A 19910-nucleotide genomic window follows, 5' to 3' on the forward strand; every position below is an offset into this window, starting at 1 on the left:
GTCGATGAGCGACCAGGCGAGCGGCGGATTCCAGGGGCTGCGTACCTGGTCGGCGGAGGCGGCGGAGAGGGTCAGAGCACTGATCCCGGCCATGGGGGCACGAGCGGTGCCATCGGCGGCGTACGACAGGTCGATCGGCGAACTCGACCAACTCGTAAGACTGTTGGACCACGATCCGGTGCTGCGTAGCGCGGTGAGTGTCTGGCTCGGTGGCGCGCTCGCCCTGCGGCATTCCGCCGGGGCCGGGACCGATGCGGACCGGGAACGGGCGGAGCGGCTCCTGCGGGACGCGCGGGACCGCCGCACGGCGCTCGGTGCCACGGTCGAGACGCAGGAGCGGCGGTGGGCGGCGCTGTTTCTTCTGACGCTCCTGACGCCGATGCGCTCGCAGCCGGGCGTGCCGGGGAACGTGCCGGATCTCGCCGCGTTCGTCGACTGGGTCACGCGGTCCGGGTGCGCCGGGGTGATGTCCTACGCCACGGAGATCCACGAGCTGACCGACGACATCGCGGAGCTGCCGCTGCCGTCCGGGTTCCTCACGGAGTACCGGCGTATGCGGGAGCTGTTCTCGGCCAGTACGGGGCCGGATTTCACCGAGGTTCTCGCGAACATGATGCCCGTCGGTGACCCCTTCGCGGATGTGCTGCGGCAGACGATGGGGCGGATGTCCGGCGGCGGGGTGCCGGGAGCCGAGGGGCCCGAAGAGCCCGAGGCGGAGAAGAAGGCCGCGGCCGGCGGTGCGGGGGACGAACGGGACACCGGAGCCGCGTCCAGGGAGGAGAAGGCGGCCGCGTCCAGGGAGGAGAAGGCAGCCGCGTCCTCGAAGGAGAAGGCAGCCGCGCTCGCAGGGGACGGAGCGGCCGCGCCTGCCGAGGAGACCGAAGCCGCCCCCGCCCCTGACCCGCCCGGACCCCCGCTCGCCCTCGACGACATCCGGCGGCTCGCCGCCGCCCAGGACGCGGTGAACGCCACCACCCAAGGGTTCGGCGAGGCGCTCAGGAACGGCGACAGCGAGGCGTTCAACGAAATGCTCCGGAAGCTGCGTTCCGTGCAGGACAGACCGCCGCCCGGCCCCGACCCGACGCCCGGCACAGAGGCCCTGATGGCGCTGCTGCTCAACGTCAGCGCCGGAGTCGGAGGCACGATCCAGGATCGGTCCGCGGGCCGCGCCCACGTGGACGCCGTCACCCGCTACTTCGAGAACTACGACGGCCCGCTGCCTCCCGGGGTCCGGGACCCGGCCGTCGTCGGACGGGCGCAGGCGCTCTACACCAAGGTGCTCGACGCGGACGACGGGGAAACGCTCCGCGGCCTCGTCGACGACGCGGAGGAGCTGGCCCGGACCGTCCCCGAGGAGCATCCGCTCCGCTTCGTCGTCGAACTGACCCTGGGAGCGGCACTGACCCAGCTCGGCGCTGTCATCGGCGATCTGGAACCGGTCCGGCGCGGCACCTCCTTCCTGGAAGCGGGGATGACCGGTGTCCGTACGAGCGGCTTCCCGATCGCGGAGATGACGTCCCTGCCCACCGGCCCGGACTTCGCGCTGCTGCGTGCCGCCCTCTCCGGCGGAGCGCCGCCCGACGTCGACCACGTCCCCCCGCCGGCGGACGCCTCCGCGGACGACGTCTATTCCGCCGCCATGTCCGCCGGAATGCAGTACGCACTCACCCGCGACCAGGCCGTCCTGGACACCTACATCGAGGAACTGGAGCGCGTCCGGGACGCCGTACGGGAGGGCAGGGCGCCCCGGATCGCCGCGGAGGCGCTGTGGAAACTGGCCGAGGCCTACCGCGAGCGCGGTGTCCGCGACCAGGACGTCCAGGACATCAGAGCGCTCGGCGCGGCCGAGGAGGCACTGACGGCACTCGCCGCCGACGTGCTCCTCCAGGCCGGTGCGGAACACGGCCTTCTCACCGCCCGCTCCGGGGCGAACCGGGGCGTCCAGGCAGCGCTGTGGGCGGCCTCGCAGGGGCGGCTGCACGAGGCGGTGGCCGTGCTCGAACTGGGGCGGGCCCTGGTGCTGCACGCCGCGTCCACCTCGTCCGCCGTACCCGAACTCCTCGACGCGGACGGCCACCACGAACTCGCCGGGGCCTGGCGGGAGGCCCTCGCACCAGGGGCGGACGGAGGGCCGGGCGACGCCCGGGAGCAAGGGTTGCCCGGCGCACTCCCGAGCACCCTGCGCCGCCGCGCCCTCGAAGCCCTCGGCTACCGCGAACGGGGCGGACTGCTCGGCACACCCACGCCGGCCGACCTCGCGGACGGGGTCGCGGCGAGCGGTGCCGACGCGTTGGTCTACCTCGTCCCGGGGGAGGACGCGGAAGCCGGAGTGGCGATCATCGTGGCGCCCGAGCGCGGCGTCGCCATGAAGGTCCTGCCGCTCCTGTCGGGCGCCGGGGACGGCCCGTTGGAGCGCTACCTCGACGCCACCGCCCTGCGCGACGCCGCGGTCCCCGGTGACGCGGCCGCAGCCCGGAGCTGGGAGGAGTCCCTGGGGGCGCTGTGCGACTGGGCCCACTACGTGCTCGGCCCCGTCGTCAGCGCCCTGGAGGAGGCACTGAGGCCCGGTGACAGCCGGGCGGAGGAGCCGCTCCGCCTCGTCCTGGTGCCCTGCGGCCGCCTCGGCATCGTCCCCTGGCACGCCGCGCGCGGGCCCGGCGGCACCTCGCCCGTCTACCTGTGCCGGACCACGGTGTTCAGCTACGCGGCGTCCGGCAGCCAGTTCCTGCGCACCGTGCGGCGCGCGCCGCGGAACCCGTCGGCCGCTCCCGTGCTCCTCGCCGATCCCACCCTGAGCCTGACGTACGCCGAGGTCGAAGTCCTGGCCCTGCGGAACACCTTCTACCCGGGGGCCCGGCTGTGCGGGACGATGTTCGAGGTCCCCGAGGACGAACTGCTACCCGGCACCCCGGCCGAGGTCCTCGGGTTCCTCACCGACGGGGCCTCTCTGCTGCACGTCGCCTCGCACGGATCGGCGGGTGTCCGGCCCACCGTCTCCGCCCTGCGCCTGGCCGCTGAGCCCGCCGAGGACCCGCCCACCGAAGCCGAGGGCACGGTCCCGGGCGACCTCACGGTGACACGGCTGCTCGACCAGCCGGTACGCCAACAGGAACCCGCAGACGGTCCGCTGGTCGTTCTCAGCGCCTGCCGGACCGATCTGAGCACCCGCGATCACGACGAGGCCCTGACGCTCACCACGGCGTTCGTCTCGGGCGGCGCACGGGACGTCGTCGGATCCCGGTGGGCGGCCGACGACGGCACCGCGGCCCTGCTGATGGCGGTCTTCCACCACTGTCTGAACGCCGAAGGGCTCAGTCCCGTCGACGCGCTCAGGGCCGCCCAGCTGTGGATGCTCGATCCCGGCCGCGAGAACCCCGGCTCGCTCAGCGGCGTGCTGCTGCGCCAGGCGGAGAGAACCGACCTGGACCGGGTCCCGCTGTGGGCCGCGTTCATTCACCAGGGGCACCCCGGCCCGGCAGGGACGAGGAAGACACACGAAGGAGGGGGACCGGATGAACACGAGTGGTGAGGGCCCGGCGGGCCGGCTGCTCGCACTGATCGGAGAACATCACGCAGCCGTCCGCGCGGCGCTCGACGAGGAGCAGTACGCGTTGCTGCTCACCCGGCTGGAGACGCTCGCGGCGGTGGAACCCGACGACGGCATGGCCGTCCGCAGAGCCTGCCAGGGTGTCCGTCTCGCCCTGCTGACGCTGCCGTTCGACCATCCCGTACGTCCCGCCCTGGACGCCGTACGCCTGGTCGCCGCGTCACCCGAACCCGCCGTGGTCGTCGGCGCGCAGGAGCTGATGGCACTGCTGGCGCCCGCACGGCCACCGGCACCGGACATGCCGGACGGCACCTCGGACGAGATCCTCCGTGCCCCCGCCCTCTCCAGGGACGAGGCACACGCCCGGTGCGGGGGAGCGGCGCCGCCGGAACTGATCAGGTTCGCGGACCCCCGGGGCGGCGAACGCTACCCGGAGTTCCAGTTCCCCGACGGCTGCGGAAGCCCGTACGAGGTGGTCATCCAGGTCAACCGGCTGCTCCTCGCCGACATCGACCCCTGGGGGGCCGCGGCCTGGTGGCTCAGCGGGAACACCTGGCTGGGCGGGACACCCGCGGCGCTCCTTGGCCGGCTGCCCGACCGGGAACTGGTGGGCGCGGCCACCGCGTTGGTGGAGGGGGACTGATGACCGGCGTCTTTCCCATGACCTCGCTGGAACTGCGGCCCGTCCCGCATGTGCTCCCGGCCGGGACCGAGCTGTGGCGGGTGCACAACATCCGTTACGCGCCGGACGAGTTCAATCCGAAACTGGCGGATCCCTTCGAGTTCAAGGACGGCAGCCGCTTCGACGGCACGCCGCTCGACCCGTACCACTGTCTGTACCTCGGGGACACCGCGACCACGGCCCTCGCGGAAAGCGTGCTGCGCTCCCGCCCCTTCGAACTGCCCTCCGGGCGGCGGCGCATCCCGTACGCCACCGTCCTGCACCGCACGCTGAGCGTGCTGCGCACCCGGTGCGAGCTGACCCTGGTCTCCCTGATCGAGGCGAAGGACCTCGCCGCCGTCTGCCAGGAGTCCACGCTCCTGGAGGACGAGCGCAACTATGTGTCCGCCCGTCGCTGGGCGAGCGAGATCCGGGCGCAGGCACCCGAGGCCATGGGACTGATCTGGCAGTCCCGGCACAACCGGCCGCAGCGTGCCCTGGTGCTCTTCCACGACCGGTTCGCACACTGCGACGGCAAACCGCTGGACGTGGTTCCCACCTCGGGGATCCCGCAACTCGACTCCGACGCGGGCATCGACCGGGCGAACCGGTACCTCGAACCCCTGCGCGCGGAGATTTCACGGCCGCGACGGGAGTGACGCCCGCGAGAGACCGGACCGGCTTGTCCGCAGAGGGACGCGGTGCCATGGTGATCGCATGGCATCGCCCCAACCTGACCTTGCGTCAACTCTCGAAGAGATCAGGGAAGTCCGGCGCATCGGCCTCGTCCGGCTGCGCGGGCGCCCGCTGCCGCAACTGGAGGCGGCGGCGGCCGTGGCCGCGACGGGAGCCCGTACCCCGGGTGCGGCGGTCGAGTCGCTGCTGCGGCGCGCCGTGTCGCTCCTGGACGAGGGCACGCTCCGCACCACCGCCGAGTACACCCTGGGTCTCGCGCAGGGCACCCGCGACTGGCCGGCGTCCTCGCGCCGGGCCAGGGCGGCCTCGGTGTACGGCGTGAGCGTCGAACGCTTCCGCAAGGACCACGAGGTGATGGTCCTGGGGCAGGTCGCCGAGCACGTCGTACGTCTGGCGACGGCGCCGGCGGAGCCGGAAGCGGGGGAGGGGGCGCCCCCGGGCGGTGAGGGGGAGCGCGGTGCCGTCACGCACCGGGCGGTGCGGGTGCTCGTCGGGAGCCGCCACGTGGTCCTCACCGTGCACATGCACCCCGTGGACCTGCTGCGGGACGTGGACGTGGTGGTCTCGCCGATCAACGTCCACCTCGCGCTGCCCGAGGCGTACAAGTCCTCCGTCGCCGCGTCGCTGCGGCGGGCGGCGACCGTGTGGGGGGTGACCGGTGATGTCATCGAAGACCCGGTCCACGACGGGCTGCGCGAGTGGGCGGCCCGGCACAACACGTCGGGGCGCGCCGTGCTGCCCGGGACCGTCGTCACCACCGGTTCGGGAGCCCTGGCCGGGCAGGGTGTACGACGGATCCACCACGCCGCGATCGCGGTGCCCCGGGCCGGGACCAACGACTACGACGTGCTGCCCGCCCATGTCACGACGGCGGTGTCGCGGACCTTCGCGGTGCTGGCCGAGGAGTCCGGGCGGACCGTCCCGCCGTTGCGGTCGGTGTGCTTCCCCCTGCTCGGCTCGGGCCGCGGCGGGTTGCCGTACCACGTGAGTCTGAGCGCCGTGTGGGCCGCCGTGGAAGCGGAACTGGCACGTGGCGCGGACTGGGACGTCCACTTCGTGGTGCGTACGCCGCAGGCGGCCGCCCTGGTGGCGCGGATCGGGTCCAGGATCCGCCCGTAACGTGCCCGGTCCGCGACCGGCCGACCCGTTGGAATGTAACTGAGCCCCTCCGCCCGGCAGATGGCGAGGCGAGAGCGGCGTGGCGCATTCATGTCGCCGGAATCGCCCTAGGGACGCGCACGGTCGTGGCTCCGCCCAACGGCACCGGTCGATGAGCGACGGGGTGGTGAGCGGGTCGATGAGCGGGTTGATGGTGTGGCGTCCGGTCGGTCGCGCCGGTATCGAGGGGTGCCGTGCCGGCGGCGCGGGGCCGCACGGGCGGCGTGGCCGGCGGACGGGTGTGCACGGGGTGCCGCCGACGAGGAACGGAGGGGATTGGTCCGGTCGTGGCCGGCTGATGGAGTATCCGGCGAGTTCTGTCCGCGGTTCTTGGTACTCACCCGTACGCAAATCTGACGTGGAATCATCATTTCTCCCCCGTAAGGGGGTTGGGTGATCACGGCGGCCACCGGCGCGTGGCCTCGGCAGCGCCCGGACCGTCACGGCGAGCCGGGGCACGGACGGACTACGGGGGGCTGTGGTGTGCTTGATGCCTGTCCGGTGTGCGCGACTCCGGAGGACCGACGGGACATCTGCGAGGTCTGCGGCTGGCGCCTCCACGACGACCCGGTGCTCGGCGAACTGACGGCAGCGGACCTGGCAGCCGCCGAGACCGCCCTCCGGGCGGCGGAACACACCTGGGACCTGCGCGCTGCGGCACTCGCCGCACCGGGCACGGGCGATCAATCGTGCCTCGCCGCAGTCATCAGGGGCGGCCCGCCGCAGGAGGACGAGGCGGTGCGGTCCGGGGCGGTACTCCCCAGCGGCCGGAGCGCCCCCGACGGCCTTCCCACGGCCGGACCCGGCGCACCGCTCGACGAGCTCCGGCACAGCCGCGCCGAACTCGCGTTCGTGGAGTGCGCGCCCGACGGGCTCCACCTGACCCGGGTGACCTTCACCGAAGCCGGAATCCCGGTCCTGCGCGACGCGGACAGTACAGCCTGGCGCACGGTCGTGCCCGCCCTCGACGCCGACGCCGTCCTGCGCCGCTTCCAGCTGGCGGGCGGCAACGGGACCCTCCCGCCCGTGGACCGCCGGGCGTTCGACGACGCCGTACGGGGATGGCTCACCCCGAGCCTGCCGGCCGGCCCGGGGACCGCGGCCGTGCTGCTGCGGCCGGCGCCCGGCTGGGAACTGCTGCGGCGCGCGGCCGCCGTCGTGGCCCGGGACCACGCCGTGCGCCTCGAACTGTCGTCGGACCGCACCGCGCCGGTGGAACCGGGACACCCGGAGGAAGCGCCCGCCCGCCGCGGCGCCGCCGACCGGGTGCGGCGACACCTGCGTACGCTGCCGCTCCTCGCCGATCACACCCTGCTGCTGGCCCGTGCCGACCGGGACACCGGCGCCGTGCGCCCGCACAGCCATGTGCTCTTTCCCGCGGGCTCCCGGCTGGCACCGGGCGAGACCGCGACCGCCGAGGTCACCGTGTACGGCGGAGCCACCGGCAGCACCCCTCTCCACCTGCCGGTCCTCGCCGGGACCCCGGCCGCCGACGGCAACGGCGCACCGACGGTGACCGTGCACCGGCTCAAGGTCGGGGCGCTGGAACCGGCACGGCTCACCTTCGTGCTGCGCGGCCCCGGCGAGGTGGACCTCGTCGCCCCCGCGAGTGAGCGGCCGCCCGAGCAGACCTCCGTCGACGTGCCCCGACTGCTGTCCGGGCTGCCCCGCCGGATGGTGCGCCCGCCCCGCCTCGATCTGCTGTTCACCGTCGAACTCAGCGGTGCCGACCTGGCCGAGACCGAGGAACGCCTCGCCTTCGTACGGGACGTCGCCGCCCTTCTGGCCCGCCGGGACCACACCGGCGGAGCCGTCCGGGTCGGAGCCGTGGGCCACTACGACCACGCGGACTACGAGAGCACCTGGGCCAAGGAAGGCACGCTGCTGCGGGCCCCGGTCGTCGCCCGCCCGCCCGCCGAGCTGCCCCGGGCACTGGCCGACTGGGCGCCGGCGCTGCGGAGGCAGGACACCGTGTCGTCCCTGGAGGACGCGCTGCACGCGGTGGCCTCGCTGCCCGCCGTGCACTCCGGTACCGCCAGGGCGTGCCGCGTCCTCCTGATCGTCGGCCGCCGGCCACCCGCCCCGTCCCGTCAGCACGGGGTCGTACGGGCCTGCCCGCACGGCACGGACTGGCGGGCGGCGCTCGACCGGCTGAGGGCGGACGGCTTTCGCGTACTGGCCCGGGCTGACCCCGCGACCGGACCGCCGCCGCCCGACGCGGCGGGCAGACAGGCCAGGCGCTACGCGGCCGAGGCCTGGCGGGCCCTCGGCGCCGACGGGGTGCTCCGTCCGGGGACCGACTCGGCCCAGGACGCGGTCCGGGCCCTCGACCCGCCCTGGCGGCACGAAGGCCCGGAATGCCCGTTCGCCTTCGCCGCCCCGCTCATGTGACACCACCCCACGACGTGGCCCCAGCACGAGGAGAGCCCATGGACGATCTCTACGACCCGAACAGGAACGACCCGAACAGGAACGAGCCGACCGGAAACGGCCTGAACGGGCACGACCCGAACAGGAGCGGGCCGGACGGCGCGTCACGGGACGGCGCCCGGGGGGACGCACCCACCGGCGAGGACCCCGGGGCCGTACCTACGCCGGCCGTACCGGACACCGTGCCGAACTCGACGCCCGAGCGCATCCCGTCCGGCGGCCCGGACGCGGATCGCATCCGCATAGGGCTGTGGGGCGCGCCGCGTTCGGGCAAGACGACCTACCTGACCGCACTGCCCCTCGCCGCCATGCAGCACCAGCGGTACCACGACGGCGGCTGGAACATCAGCGGCATGACGGCGGAGGCCGGCGCGTTCCTCAGCCGGGGCATGGACCTGCTGACCCGGCAACGGGCCTTCCCCGAGGCCACCATGGGCGTCCGCGAGATGGCCTGGTCCATCCAGGGGCCCAAGCGGAAGGGGAAGCTGGGGATCAGCGGCCGGCGGCCCAGCTTCGTCCTCGACATCCAGGACGCGGCCGGGGAGGTCTTCGGTGACGGCCATCCCCAGCAGGCCCAGCTCGTCGGCCAGCTCGCCCGTTCCCACGGGCTCATCTACCTCTTCGACCCGCTCGGTGACGCCGAGACGGCGACCGAGAGCTTCAACTTCCTCCAGTCGACCCTGACCCAGCTCACCGCGCAGGTCCGCAACCGCCAGGGGCTCGTCGACGGACGGCTGCCGCACTACGTGGCCGTCTGCGTCGCGAAGTTCGACCACCCGGACATCTTCCGGCCCGCCGTGGAGGCGGGCTGGGTCACCCAGGACACCGTGGGCGCGCAACTGCCCCGGGTGCCGGCGGAGCAGGGCGAGAAGTTCTTCCAGTGGATGTGCGACGACTTCCGCGGAGCCAACGCACGTCTGGTGCGGGACGCCCTGCACGCCTACTTCGACCGGCGCCGCATCTCGTACTACGCGACCTCCGCCGTGGGCTTCCGGCTCACCCCGCAGCACGTCTTCGACTACCGGGACTACGTCCAGCCGGTCGAGGTGGACGGGATGTCGCGTCTGCGTACCTCCCCGGAGCCGATCAACGTACTCGAACCACTGATCGACCTGGAGGAACGCATCTACCGGGACCGGGGCCGCGAGCGCGGTCTGGGCGGCCGGCTCGGGGGAAAGCGGCGGTGAACCAGAGCCTCGGGGAGGAACGACTGACCGCGCACCGGGCGGTGCTCGGCAAGTATCCGGGGCGGACCATGGGGTACAGGGTGCTGCGCAGCAGCCTCCCCGGCAATCGGGCCGACACCTACCTCTGGCGGGCGGCCGCCACCGGCGCGCCCGAGGGCAACGACCCCGACGGCGCCCTGCCCTGGCGGGTGTTCCTCGGCGCGTCGGACACCCATCCCGCCCCCGTCTGCGCCTGCGTGGACACCATGTGGGACGGGACGGCCGACGGCACCGGCGCCCCCAGCTACACCTGGCGGCTGACCCTGTTCGACTGGCCGGACGTCTCCCGCTCCGCCCTGACCTGGTCCGGCATCGACCGCGCACTGTCGGCGGAGCCACCGGCCCCACCGGACGACGACGCCCCGACCGAGGTCGGCGTGCCGAACACGTCGGCAGATGAACTCGCCGCCGTCGTCGACGACCTGGGCTTCGCATGGGCGTCCGGTGTCGCCGCGCTGCTGCTGGACGACCGGCAGGTCGCCATCACCCCGGGCCCGGGCCGGCCGCTGCCGGACGTCACCGACCGTGTCCGGGCACTCGACGCGATCTGCTCGCTCCTGCCGTACGCGTGCCGGTCCTGGCTCAGCGCCGCGACCTGGATCGGCGAGGCACAGCACGACCTGCGGCTGTTCTTCGCGCCGACGGCACGCGCGGGGCAGTGCGCGGCGGTGTTCGGCGGGGCCCCGCCGCAGGAGCCGCGCGGCTCGGCGGCCCGCGGCTATCTGAAGGGCCTGCGCGTGCTGCGGGCGAAGACCGACGACACCCGGCCACTCGTTCGGCACCTGCTGGCCGCGACGGAACCGGCCACGCCCGCACCCGGCCCGGGCGGTGTCCTCAAGGCCCTGCGCGAGGCCGACCTGCTGGACACGGTGGTGGAGGAGGTCCGCTCCGGTGAGGGGGACCTGACCGAGGTGGCCCGGGTCCTCGACCGGCACCCGGCCGCCTCTCTCGACGACCGGCAGCTCACGGTCCTGACGGGCTATCTGGTCCACGGCGCGCACGGCCGGGAGACGCGCGCCGGGGCGCTGCTCGCCGAGCAGTGGTCCGACCGCCTGCGATCCCTTCTCGTCGGGGAGGTCCTGGCCGCCGGGGAACCGGCCCGGTCCTTCGAACGGGCCGAGCGATATCTGGGCCTCGTCCACAACGTGGTCGAGCTGCGCCGACCCGGAACCTTCGACGAGCTGTTCCACGCGCTGGTGGAGGCCCAGGAGCCGACCGGCGGCTGGGCGGGGTCACTCATCTACATGGCGGAGGACCAGTGGGGCCGGAGCACCGAACGGGCCGACCGGATCCTGTTCCGTGAACCGGCCGTCGGCAAGACCTGGCTCAGGTACCTGCTGAAGAACAAACGGCGCGACCTGAAGCCGCTCGAACGGCTGGTGCGCCGGGCACGGACCGAGCTGGCCTCCGACATCACCCCCGGCTGGCTGCGCTTCGCGGCCGTGCTGCTCGGCGACTCACCGGACGGGACCACCGCCACGGACGCCGCCGACTTCGCCGAGGCCTTCGAGGAAGGCTGGCGGACCACGCTGGAGATCGCCCGGCTCCGGCGGCGGCCGGAGGTCCTCGGCCCGATGTGGCCCGGGCTGTGGCGGATCGCCCGGACCGAACGCGGCCTCGGCGAGGCCGTGGGACGCCTCGTGCCGGTCGAGGAGCGGGCCCGGGGCGCCGTGGCGGCCGACGCGGACCTCTTCTGCGCGGCCACGCGCACCGGAACGCCGGGCATGCCCCGCCTGGAACGGCTCGCCGACGATTCGGAACTGCGGGTGTACATGGCCGTACTGATCAACCGGCTCGGCTCGGACGGCGAACTGCGCCGCCTCGCCGTCGACGCCCTCCTGGCGGGGACGCCGGGGCAGCGCGGCTGGCGGGTGATCGAGCAGCTGGGCATCGTACTGCCGGGGAACTTTCTGCAGCCGGTGTGCGAGGTGCTGCACCGGCGGCTCACCGGACATGGACGCCCGCTCAACGACCTCGACGTACCCGAGTACCTCATGGAGCAGGTGTCGCAGCGGTACGACATGGCCTGGCTGCGGCCCGTCCACGAGTTCCGCAGGGCGGTGAACGACCACGCGTCGTACGAGCGGCTGGCCAGTCTGCTGCTGGCCGCGGGCGCGCCGCTGCGGCTGCCGGTGCAGCTCCTCGACACCGTCGCCGGATGGACCGTGGCGCGAGGGCCGTACGGTCTGGAGCAGGTCACCCGTTTCATGGACGAACTCGCGGCGGACCTGCCTGGCCTCCGGTTGTACCGGGCCCTGGTGCGGGACGACCGGTACGCGGGGCTGCGGTCGCTGCTGACCGAACACAGCCGGCAACAGAGGGCCCGGCACGACAGGATCGTGGCGGAGCTGGGGCACGGCCCCGACGCGCCGACGGCCGCGGAGCCCGCCGCCGAGGGCGAACGCCGGGGCGTCCTGGGGAAGATGGGGCGGATCGTGCCCGGGAAACGCCGATGACGGCGCCCGCCGAACCCGCCGTCGCCATCGACGCGGGCTCGCGCTTCCTCCGGGTGGCGCGGGTCGACGCGGACGGGACGCCACGTCTGGTCGACCTGCCCGGCGCGGTGCCGGGCGAGGGTCTGCCCACCCCGGCCGGGGTACGCGGCGACCGGGACGCCGCCCTCGGCGTGGCGTACGCCGCGTACCGCGATCACTGCGGCACGCCGGGACGGCTGGTTCTGGTCGTCCCGCACGGCGAACAGGCGCGCTCCTCCCCGGAACTCGGTGGCCCGCCGTCCCGGCTCGTCGGCGCCCCGCACGCGGTGCTGGCCCTGCTGCGGCACACGGGCGGTCCGCCCGTGTGGCCGGTGCTGGTGTGCGACCTGGGCGCGGCCGGCATCGACATCGCGCGGTGCGCGCTCGTCGGCGGGACCGTCACCGTCTCCCGGGTGACCCGGCACGGGCCGGAGCCCGACGGCTACGGTGCCGCGTTCGACGGGGCGGTGCTCGACGGTGCGGGCCTTGCCGTCGACGACCCGGACGTACTGCGCGGTCTCGACCTGGCCAGGGCGGAGAACACCCGGCGCACCGAGGTCGCCCTCGACCGGATGGCGGCACGCCCGGACCGCGCCGAGCGGTCCGCGGACACCGTGGTCCATGAGGTGGCGGGCCGGGAGATCACCGCCGGTGTCGTGCACCGGGCCCTCGCCCGGCTCACGGAGGGCCTCGACCGGGCCCTCGCGGTCGCCCGCACCGGCCCGGACCGTACGCCCGTGGTCGCGGTGGGCGGCGCGGCCCGGTCGGGAACGGTGGCACGGCACCTCGCGGACCGTCTCGGCCCCCCGGTGCCGCTGCCGGAGGGCACCGATCCCGCGCTGGCCGCGGTGCTGGGGGCGGCGCTGGTGGCCGCGGGAAGCGCCGACGCGGCCGACCGGTACCCGCACGCGGTCGCCGTGCGCGTCCACCGCACCGTGCACGGACGGCCCCGGGACGGCGAACTGCTGATCAGTCCACCGCACACGCTGGTTCCGGGCGGGGCCACCGTGTTCGCCGAGACCGACGGGGAGCGGGTGCGGTTCGGGACCGCGACGGCCGGGGGGAGCGGCGTACGCACGGTCCGGCTCCTGGTCCGCGGGCCCGGGGCGCAGAGCGGCGTACCCGCGGCTGTCGTGACGGTCCCCGCGGTGGCCGAGGAGCGCTTCCACGTCGGGATGCGGGTCACTGCCGAAGGGGCCGCGCACCTCGTGCTCCAGCCGATCGGCCGGGGCCGGACCGGTGCGCACCCGCCAGGGGACGGACTCCCGCCCGAGGAGTTCCCGCTGGGTGTCCTGCCGGCCGGCGTGCCCGGGGCCGGCCCGGGGCGGCCCGTCTCCCAGCCTCCGCCCGGGGGGTGACCCCTGCCCGCTACGCCCGGCAGCCCGCCCGTCCGCCCGACACCCAGGGAGCCCGTCCGTGAAGCGAACCACCCGGTCACCACGTGCCACCACCACGCTGCGGCGTGCGGCGGCCGTGGGAGCCGTCCTGCTGGCCGCCCTGGCTGCGGCCACCGTTCCGGCGACCGCAGCCGAGGGACCGAGCAGGGAAGAGATCTACCGGGAACTCGGCGTCGCCGACCAGCCCGTGGACTACGTCATCCTGGTCGACACCTCCGGCTCGATGAAGGCCAAGGGCCGCTACGACACGGTCCGTTCGACCCTGCGCACCTTCCTCGGCGGCCTGACCCGCGCCGACCACGTCGCCCTCATCGCCTTCGACGACCGTCCCGAGGCGCGCTACATCGGCTCGGCCGGTGACCCCGCGAAGATCGTCGCCCGGCTGCCCCGGGCTCCCGACCCGGACGGCGGCACCGACATCGGCGCCGCCCTGGACCAGGCCCTGCGCGAGCTGGAGCGGACCGACGCCGCGAGCGTCGCCTCCGTGGTCATGCTCACCGACGGCCGCCACCAACCGCCGCGCGGGTCCGGCTACCCCAAGTCCTCCGGTACTGCCTGGAAGGCGCTGCGAAAGCGCGCCGAAGCCATCGGCGCACGCACCGAACTCGCCGGGTACGCACTGCCGCTGGCAACCGGCGCGAGCGGTGCCGAACGGCTCGGGGACGTCGTCGGCAACACGCTCGTCCTGCGCCCGGGAAGCATCCAGGACCTGGGTTCCTACCTCCAGCGCGCCGGGGACAGCACCCGGGCCAGGTCGGCGGCGCGACTGCTCGCCGAGGACCGGGGCAAGGGCGTCACCGCGTCCTGGAAGCGGACCGGCCCCCGCGATCTCACCACCGGCTCCGCGGCCGCCTCCGTCACCTTCCGGTCGGCCGCGCGGCACCTGCCGCTGACCGTGAGCGACGCGCGGCTCTCCGCGACCGGGGCCCCGCTCGGCATCAGCGGTCTGCCGACGCGGCTGACCCTGGGCCCCGGCGAGTCCAGGACGTACGCCGTGCGCCTCACGGGCGGACCGGACGGAAGCGGCCTGCCCTACCGGCACACCGTGGAAGCCTCGGCCGTGCTGCGGGTGTCCGGAAAGGTGACGTCCCCATGGCAACGGGCCCTCGCGCCCGACGTGGATCCGAAGGTGCCTGAGGCGGTCGCGGTCGGGGGAGCCCCGCTGACCGTACGCGCGGACACCGGCTCCGCCCTCCTGCTGCCGGGGATCCTGCTGGGCCTCCTCGCGGTCCCGGTGCTCGGCTGGCTGCGCTGGCGGAGCGTCAACCGTCCGGTCCTGTCCGGGGCGTTGATCGTCGTCCCGGTGTTCGAGGGAGGTGTTCCCGGCCGGATCGCGCTCTCCGGGAGGCGGGTGGCGTTCCAGCCGCGTGAGGGCGGACGCGGAACGGTGCACGGACGCCGCCGCCGTACCGCCGACGGGCCCGGGACGGACCTGATGATCCGGTATGTCCCGGACGGCTCGACCGGCCGACCGGACCGGGTGGTCTGCGCACCTGGCACCCGTGCCGTGGTCGGCGGGCTGGCTTTCACACACCGTCAGGACAGCGGCCCGGCACCCGCACCGGGCACCGCCCGGCCAGGCGCCGAGGGGCCCCGATGACGGCGCGGCAGCCGCTGAATGTGGCGGCCACCCGCGTCGGCACCTGCGCCCTCGGCCCCGGCGTGCGCTCCGTGGTGTGGGTGCAGGGCTGCCCGTTCCACTGCGCCGGCTGCCTCGCGCCGGAGTGGATCCCCGAACGCCCCGCACGCCCGGCGCACCCCGACGACCTCGCGGCCGAACTGCTCACGGACCCCCGGGTCACCGGGCTGACCCTCTCGGGCGGCGAACCGATGGGCCAGGCCGCGGGGCTGGCCCGGCTCGTCCGGCGGGCCCGGCAGATCAGGGACGTGTCCGTGGTCTGCTTCACCGGACACCGACTGGAGCGGCTGCGCACCCGGCCCCCGTCCCCGGACGTGCCCGAACTGCTCGCCGCCGTCGACGTACTGATCGACGGCACGTACGTGGCGGCCCTGAACGACGGGCGCGGCCTGCGCGGCAGCAGCAACCAGCGGGTCCACCACCTCACCCCGCGCCTCGTGGACAGCGGCTACGACTTCGAGGGCCGGGCGCGGGACGTCGAGATCGCCGTCGACGGCCGGGAGGCCCTGCTCATCGGGGTGCCTCCGCGAGACTTCCCCGCCGCCTTCGAGCGAGCGGTCGACACGGTCCGCGCCCGGACCCCGGGAGCACACCCCCACGGCTCCGGCGCGGGTCCGGACGCCATTCCACAGCAGAAAGGACAGTCATGAGCGGCAGGAAGAGGATCCAGATCGACGAGGCGGAGTGGCACCGCCTGCAGCGCAAGGCGCGACAGCTCCAGTCCGTCAAACGGGACATCCCGCGCCTGGTCGCCGATGTGCGGAAGCAGACCAGGGCCGACGTCGACCGGGCGTTCGCCACGGTGCAGGCCCGGCAGCGCCGCCAGGACGCGGCGATCGACCGGCTCAGCGACCGGACCCGGCAGGTCGAGGCCGACACCAACCGCAAGCTGCGCGAACAGGCCCAGCGCCTGCACCAGGACCTGCGCGAGACGGCGGGCCGCATCGAGGAGAACACCCGGCAGCGCCTCGACGAGCAGCGCCGGGAGGCCGAGCGCGCCCTCGCGGCGGAGCGCGCCGAGCGCCGGGCCGAGACCGCCCGCCTGGCCCAGGAGATCGACGCGTTCAAGGCCGACCGGGCCCGCGCCGAGGACACCGTACGCGCCTGGCTCGCCGACGCCCGCACCATGGCCGACCTCATCGACGGGGAACTGCCCCACGACCGGTACGCCCCCGGCCGCCTCGACCGGCTGCGCCGGCGGATCGCCACGGCCGACGCGACCGCGGGCGAGGGCCGCTTCGACGCCGCGCTCGCCGTCGCACAGGAGACCTTCCACGAGCTGAGCGACCTGCGGGTGGATATCGAGCAGCGGGAGTTCGAGCGCTGCCTGGCCCAGAAGGAGGCCGTGGAGGCCCTGGTGCAGGTGGAGACCCTGGCGGAGGACAACCGGCACCGCCCCGTCATCGGCCCGGACGCCCGGCCGGTCCCGGACTGCACGCTGGACGTCGTGCACTGGTCCGAGGGAGAGTTCGACCAGGTGCTGCACGAGACCGCCGAGGCGCTCTCCCGCGCCCGCGACCCGCACACCGGCGTACAGGACCTGCGTGTGCTGCGCGACGAGGAGGCGCCCCGGCTCGAACGGGGCCTGGGCCAGGTGGTGGAGCGGGCCGGGATGCGCCAGCTCACCTCGCAGATGCGGGTCAACCTCGCGGATGTCGTGGCCCACACCCTCGCCGAGGTCGCCTACTACGACCTGGTGGAGGAGGAGTCCGGCTACGCCGCCGACGACGAACGGGGAGCCTTCCACGCCCGGCTGCGCAACGCGGCCAACGGCAACGAGATCAGGGTCGAGATCGTCCAGGAGGACAGGGACTCGGACCAGTGCGTGATCCGCGTGGAGTCGAGCGACCACGACGTCACGGCGGAGGCCGAACTCCGCAGCCGGGCCGACGCGGTGCACCGGGCGCTGCGGGACCAGGGCGTGCCGATGGGCCTGGAACCCTCGGAGCCGACGGTCATTGCCGGGGACACCCGGATCCCGGGCCCCGCAGAGCCGGGCGGCCGGGCCGGCCGGCCCGGGGCGGGCACATGAGCGGGAGCCTGACGAAAGGGACCCCCGCGCCCGGGTGCCCACCGGGCGCGGAGCGGCTCGCCCCGGAGGCCGTCCGTACCGGGGAGCCCTTCACGGTGTTCTACGGGCCGGGCGTGGGCGACGTCTTCGTCGACGGCACCGGACAGGTCCGCTCCATGGAACAGGCACTCTGGCGCATGCTGCGCTCCGAAGGGTTCGAGCGGATCGTGTTCAGCACCCTGCACGACCCGGTCTACTTCCGCGACAAGGAGTCCTGGGAACGGTCCCGCCGCCCCGCCCGCCGCACATCCGGGCCGGCCGGCCGGACCCGCACGGGCGGCATGCGCCACGCCGGTCTGCGCGGCCCGCTCGGCGGTGCCCAGCTCCTGGCCACCGCGCCCGCCGCGGGGCCGGAGCCGAGCTCCACGTCAGGAGTGGGCGCCGCCCGCGCGTCGGGGATCGCCGACCCGTTCGGAGTGATGACGCTCATCGGGTATCTCCGCAGCACCGAACACCGAACCGCGGTGGTGTTCCCGCACGCGGACGAGTTCCTGCTGCACAACCAGGCCCCGCGCCAGCTCGCCGGAGCCCTGGCCGAATGGGCGGCCGACGGCGTCGAGGGCAACCAGTGGATCCTCGTGTTCAACAGATCCTCCCTGAGCCAGGTGGCCGCGTTCCTGGAAGGACTGGGACGCTGCCCGCAGCTGGAGACCTTCGTCGCCGAACGACGCGCCGAGCCCGCCCGTGGCGGCACGCACCGGATCGGGCTTCCCCGGGGGCCGGAACTGGAGCGGCTGGTGCACTCGGTACGGCTGCGCAAGGGGCTGCCGGTCGAGTGGGGGGACCTGGACCGGGTGGTCCGGGCGATGGCCGGCCAGCCCGAGACCGCCCGCGTCTGGCGGGAACGCCTCGAACAACTCCTGTCTGCCGGGCGCGTGTTGGACCGGGAATCGGTCCGGCCCTGGCTGGGCGGCAGCGTCGCCGACGACCGCTCTCCCTGGGAGCGGCTGGCCGTGATGCCCGGTACACAGGAGCTCATGCGCCGCTTCGAGAACCTGCGCGCGGAGCTGGCGGCGAGCGAGGAACTCCGGGCCCGAGGCCGGTCACGGGACGGCGAACCACCGTCCCGGCACCTGGTGTTCACGGGCAACCCCGGCACGGGCAAGACCACCGTGGCCCGACTGGTGGGGGAGATGTACCGGGACGTCGGCGTGCTGGACCGGGGCCACTGCGTGGAGGCCAAGGTCAGCGACCTGGTCGCCGGCTACATCGGACAGACCGCGCAGCGCACCGACGCGGTCATCGACCGGGCCCTGGGCGGAGTGCTGTTCATCGACGAGGCCTACGGGCTCAGCGACCAACGGGACGGCTTCGGCGACGAGGCGGTCCAGGCACTCCTGAAACGCATGGAGGACGACCGCGGGCAACTGGTCGTCGTCGTGGCCGGCTACCCGGACAAGATGAACCAGTTCCTCGACGCCAACCCGGGTCTGAGGAGCCGTTTCCCCGAGACCAACATCGTCACCTTCCCCGACTACGACCCCGGCACCCTGCACACGACCCTCATGAACCGGCTGGATCAGGGCGGCCTGACGGTCGAGAACGAAGCGGCGGCGGCGCTGCGGCAGATCGTGGAGAGCATGCACCGAGGCCGTGACGCCGCATTCGGGAACGTCCGGGAGATGCGGACCCTCGCCGACGCGGTCCGCTCCCGGTGGTCCGTACGCGTAGGACGGGACGTGGAACAGCCCGTCGTCGGCGACGACATCCCGGAGACCTACCGCGAGCACCTGCCCCGGCCCGCACCGGACCCGGCGGAACTCCTCGCCTCCTTCGACCGGTACGTCGGCCTCGGGCCGGTCTGCGCGGAGCTGACCGGCCTGGCCCAGCGGCTGAGGATGCGCCAGGAGCGGGGCGCCGCGTCCTTCGACCCGCCGCACCTGCTGTTCGCGGGGCCACCGGGCACCGGGAAGACCACGGTGGCCCGACTGGTCGGGGAGCTGTTCCGCGCACTCGGACTGCTGCGCAAGGGCCATGTCGTGGAAGTGACCCGTGTCGACCTTGTGGGCCAGTACGTAGGGCAGACCGCACCAAGGGTCCGTGAGGCCGTCGAGCGGGCGCTGGGCGGGGTGCTGTTCATCGACGAGGCGTACAGCCTGGTCCGGGACGCTCGCGGGAACGCGGGCTTCGGCGCGGAGGCGGTGGACACCCTGCTCCGGGAGATGGAGCACCGGCGGGGCCAATTCGTCGTCATTGCCGCCGGGTACCCGGGGGAGATGGAGGAACTGCTCGGCTTCAACGCGGGAATGCGGTCGAGGTTCACCACGACGGTGCCGTTCCCCGAGTTCTCCATGGACGACCTCGTGGAGATCCTGCGACGCTCGGCCGTGGCGGGCGACTACGCCCTCGGCCCCGGGACCGGGGAACGCGCCCGCCGATGGCTGGAGGAGACCCGAAGGGCCGACCCGCGCTCGTTCGGCAACGCCCGTGAGGTGCGGCGGCTGATGGAGATCATGGAGTCTCTGAAGGCGGCGCGCTGGGGCACCGGGGACAAGAGCCCGGAGTTCCTTCCCGAGGACGTACCGGATCCGGCGGAGGGCCGGAACGCCGGGGAACCACCGGTGCGTTCCGGGTGATACGGGCCCGCGGCCCGGCCGTACACCGGGCGGCC

Annotated in this window: 12 protein-coding genes; all 12 read left to right on the plus strand. The window is 74.1% G+C overall.

Translation table 11 applies throughout. The features are described from left to right. Positions 1–4: 4 nt before the first annotated feature. The 12 genes from ACGF8B_RS24820 to ACGF8B_RS24875 all read left to right on the plus strand — a co-directional run bounded on the left by ACGF8B_RS24820 (position 5) and on the right by ACGF8B_RS24875 (position 19875). Positions 5–3529, plus strand: coding sequence for a CHAT domain-containing protein (locus ACGF8B_RS24820; RefSeq protein WP_392742436.1), 3525 nt, complete (start codon positions 5–7; stop codon positions 3527–3529). Further along, a complete protein-coding gene (locus ACGF8B_RS24825; RefSeq protein ID WP_392742439.1) occupies positions 3513–4190 on the plus strand; it encodes a hypothetical protein in 678 nt (225 codons plus the stop codon). Before ACGF8B_RS24820 ends, ACGF8B_RS24825 begins: the two co-directional genes overlap by 17 nt. Beyond that, positions 4190–4867, plus strand: coding sequence for an RES family NAD+ phosphorylase (locus ACGF8B_RS24830; protein ID WP_392742441.1), 678 nt, complete (start codon positions 4190–4192; stop codon positions 4865–4867). Before ACGF8B_RS24825 ends, ACGF8B_RS24830 begins: the two co-directional genes overlap by 1 nt. Before the next feature lie 58 nt (positions 4868–4925). After that, the gene (locus tag ACGF8B_RS24835; RefSeq protein ID WP_392742444.1) at positions 4926–6023 is read left to right on the plus strand and encodes a hypothetical protein; all 1098 of its coding nucleotides are present in this window, start codon (positions 4926–4928) and stop codon (positions 6021–6023) included. 540 nt (positions 6024–6563) lie between these two features. Next, positions 6564–8453 (plus strand): hypothetical protein, encoded by a 1890-nt coding sequence (locus ACGF8B_RS24840; RefSeq protein ID WP_392742447.1) that lies wholly within the window; start codon positions 6564–6566, stop codon positions 8451–8453. A 38-nt stretch (positions 8454–8491) separates the two neighbouring features. Next, entirely contained in the window at positions 8492–9679 is a 1188-nt protein-coding gene (locus tag ACGF8B_RS24845; protein ID WP_392742449.1) for a hypothetical protein, read from the plus strand. After that, complete coding sequence (locus ACGF8B_RS24850) at positions 9676–12174, plus strand: hypothetical protein (RefSeq protein WP_392742452.1); 2499 nt, start codon at positions 9676–9678, stop codon at positions 12172–12174. The genes ACGF8B_RS24845 and ACGF8B_RS24850 overlap by 4 nt, the downstream gene beginning before the upstream one ends. Then, positions 12171–13550, plus strand: a complete 1380-nt coding sequence (locus tag ACGF8B_RS24855; RefSeq protein WP_392742455.1) for a sugar kinase — start codon at positions 12171–12173, stop codon at positions 13548–13550. Before ACGF8B_RS24850 ends, ACGF8B_RS24855 begins: the two co-directional genes overlap by 4 nt. A gap of 58 nt (positions 13551–13608) precedes the next feature. Then, positions 13609–15189, plus strand: coding sequence for a VWA domain-containing protein (locus ACGF8B_RS24860; protein ID WP_392742458.1), 1581 nt, complete (start codon positions 13609–13611; stop codon positions 15187–15189). Continuing rightward, the gene (locus tag ACGF8B_RS24865; RefSeq protein ID WP_392742459.1) at positions 15186–15878 is read left to right on the plus strand and encodes a 4Fe-4S single cluster domain-containing protein; all 693 of its coding nucleotides are present in this window, start codon (positions 15186–15188) and stop codon (positions 15876–15878) included. Before ACGF8B_RS24860 ends, ACGF8B_RS24865 begins: the two co-directional genes overlap by 4 nt. Then, a complete protein-coding gene (locus tag ACGF8B_RS24870) occupies positions 15875–17260 on the plus strand; it encodes a hypothetical protein (protein ID WP_392742461.1) in 1386 nt (461 codons plus the stop codon). The genes ACGF8B_RS24865 and ACGF8B_RS24870 overlap by 4 nt, the downstream gene beginning before the upstream one ends. Continuing rightward, positions 17257–19875, plus strand: a complete 2619-nt coding sequence (locus tag ACGF8B_RS24875; RefSeq protein ID WP_392742464.1) for an AAA family ATPase — start codon at positions 17257–17259, stop codon at positions 19873–19875. The genes ACGF8B_RS24870 and ACGF8B_RS24875 overlap by 4 nt, the downstream gene beginning before the upstream one ends. The last annotated feature ends 35 nt before the right edge of the window (positions 19876–19910 follow it).

The sequence above is a fragment of the Streptomyces sp. NPDC047917 genome (genome assembly GCF_043204345.1).
Taxonomy (GTDB): domain Bacteria; phylum Actinomycetota; class Actinomycetes; order Streptomycetales; family Streptomycetaceae; genus Streptomyces; species Streptomyces sanglieri.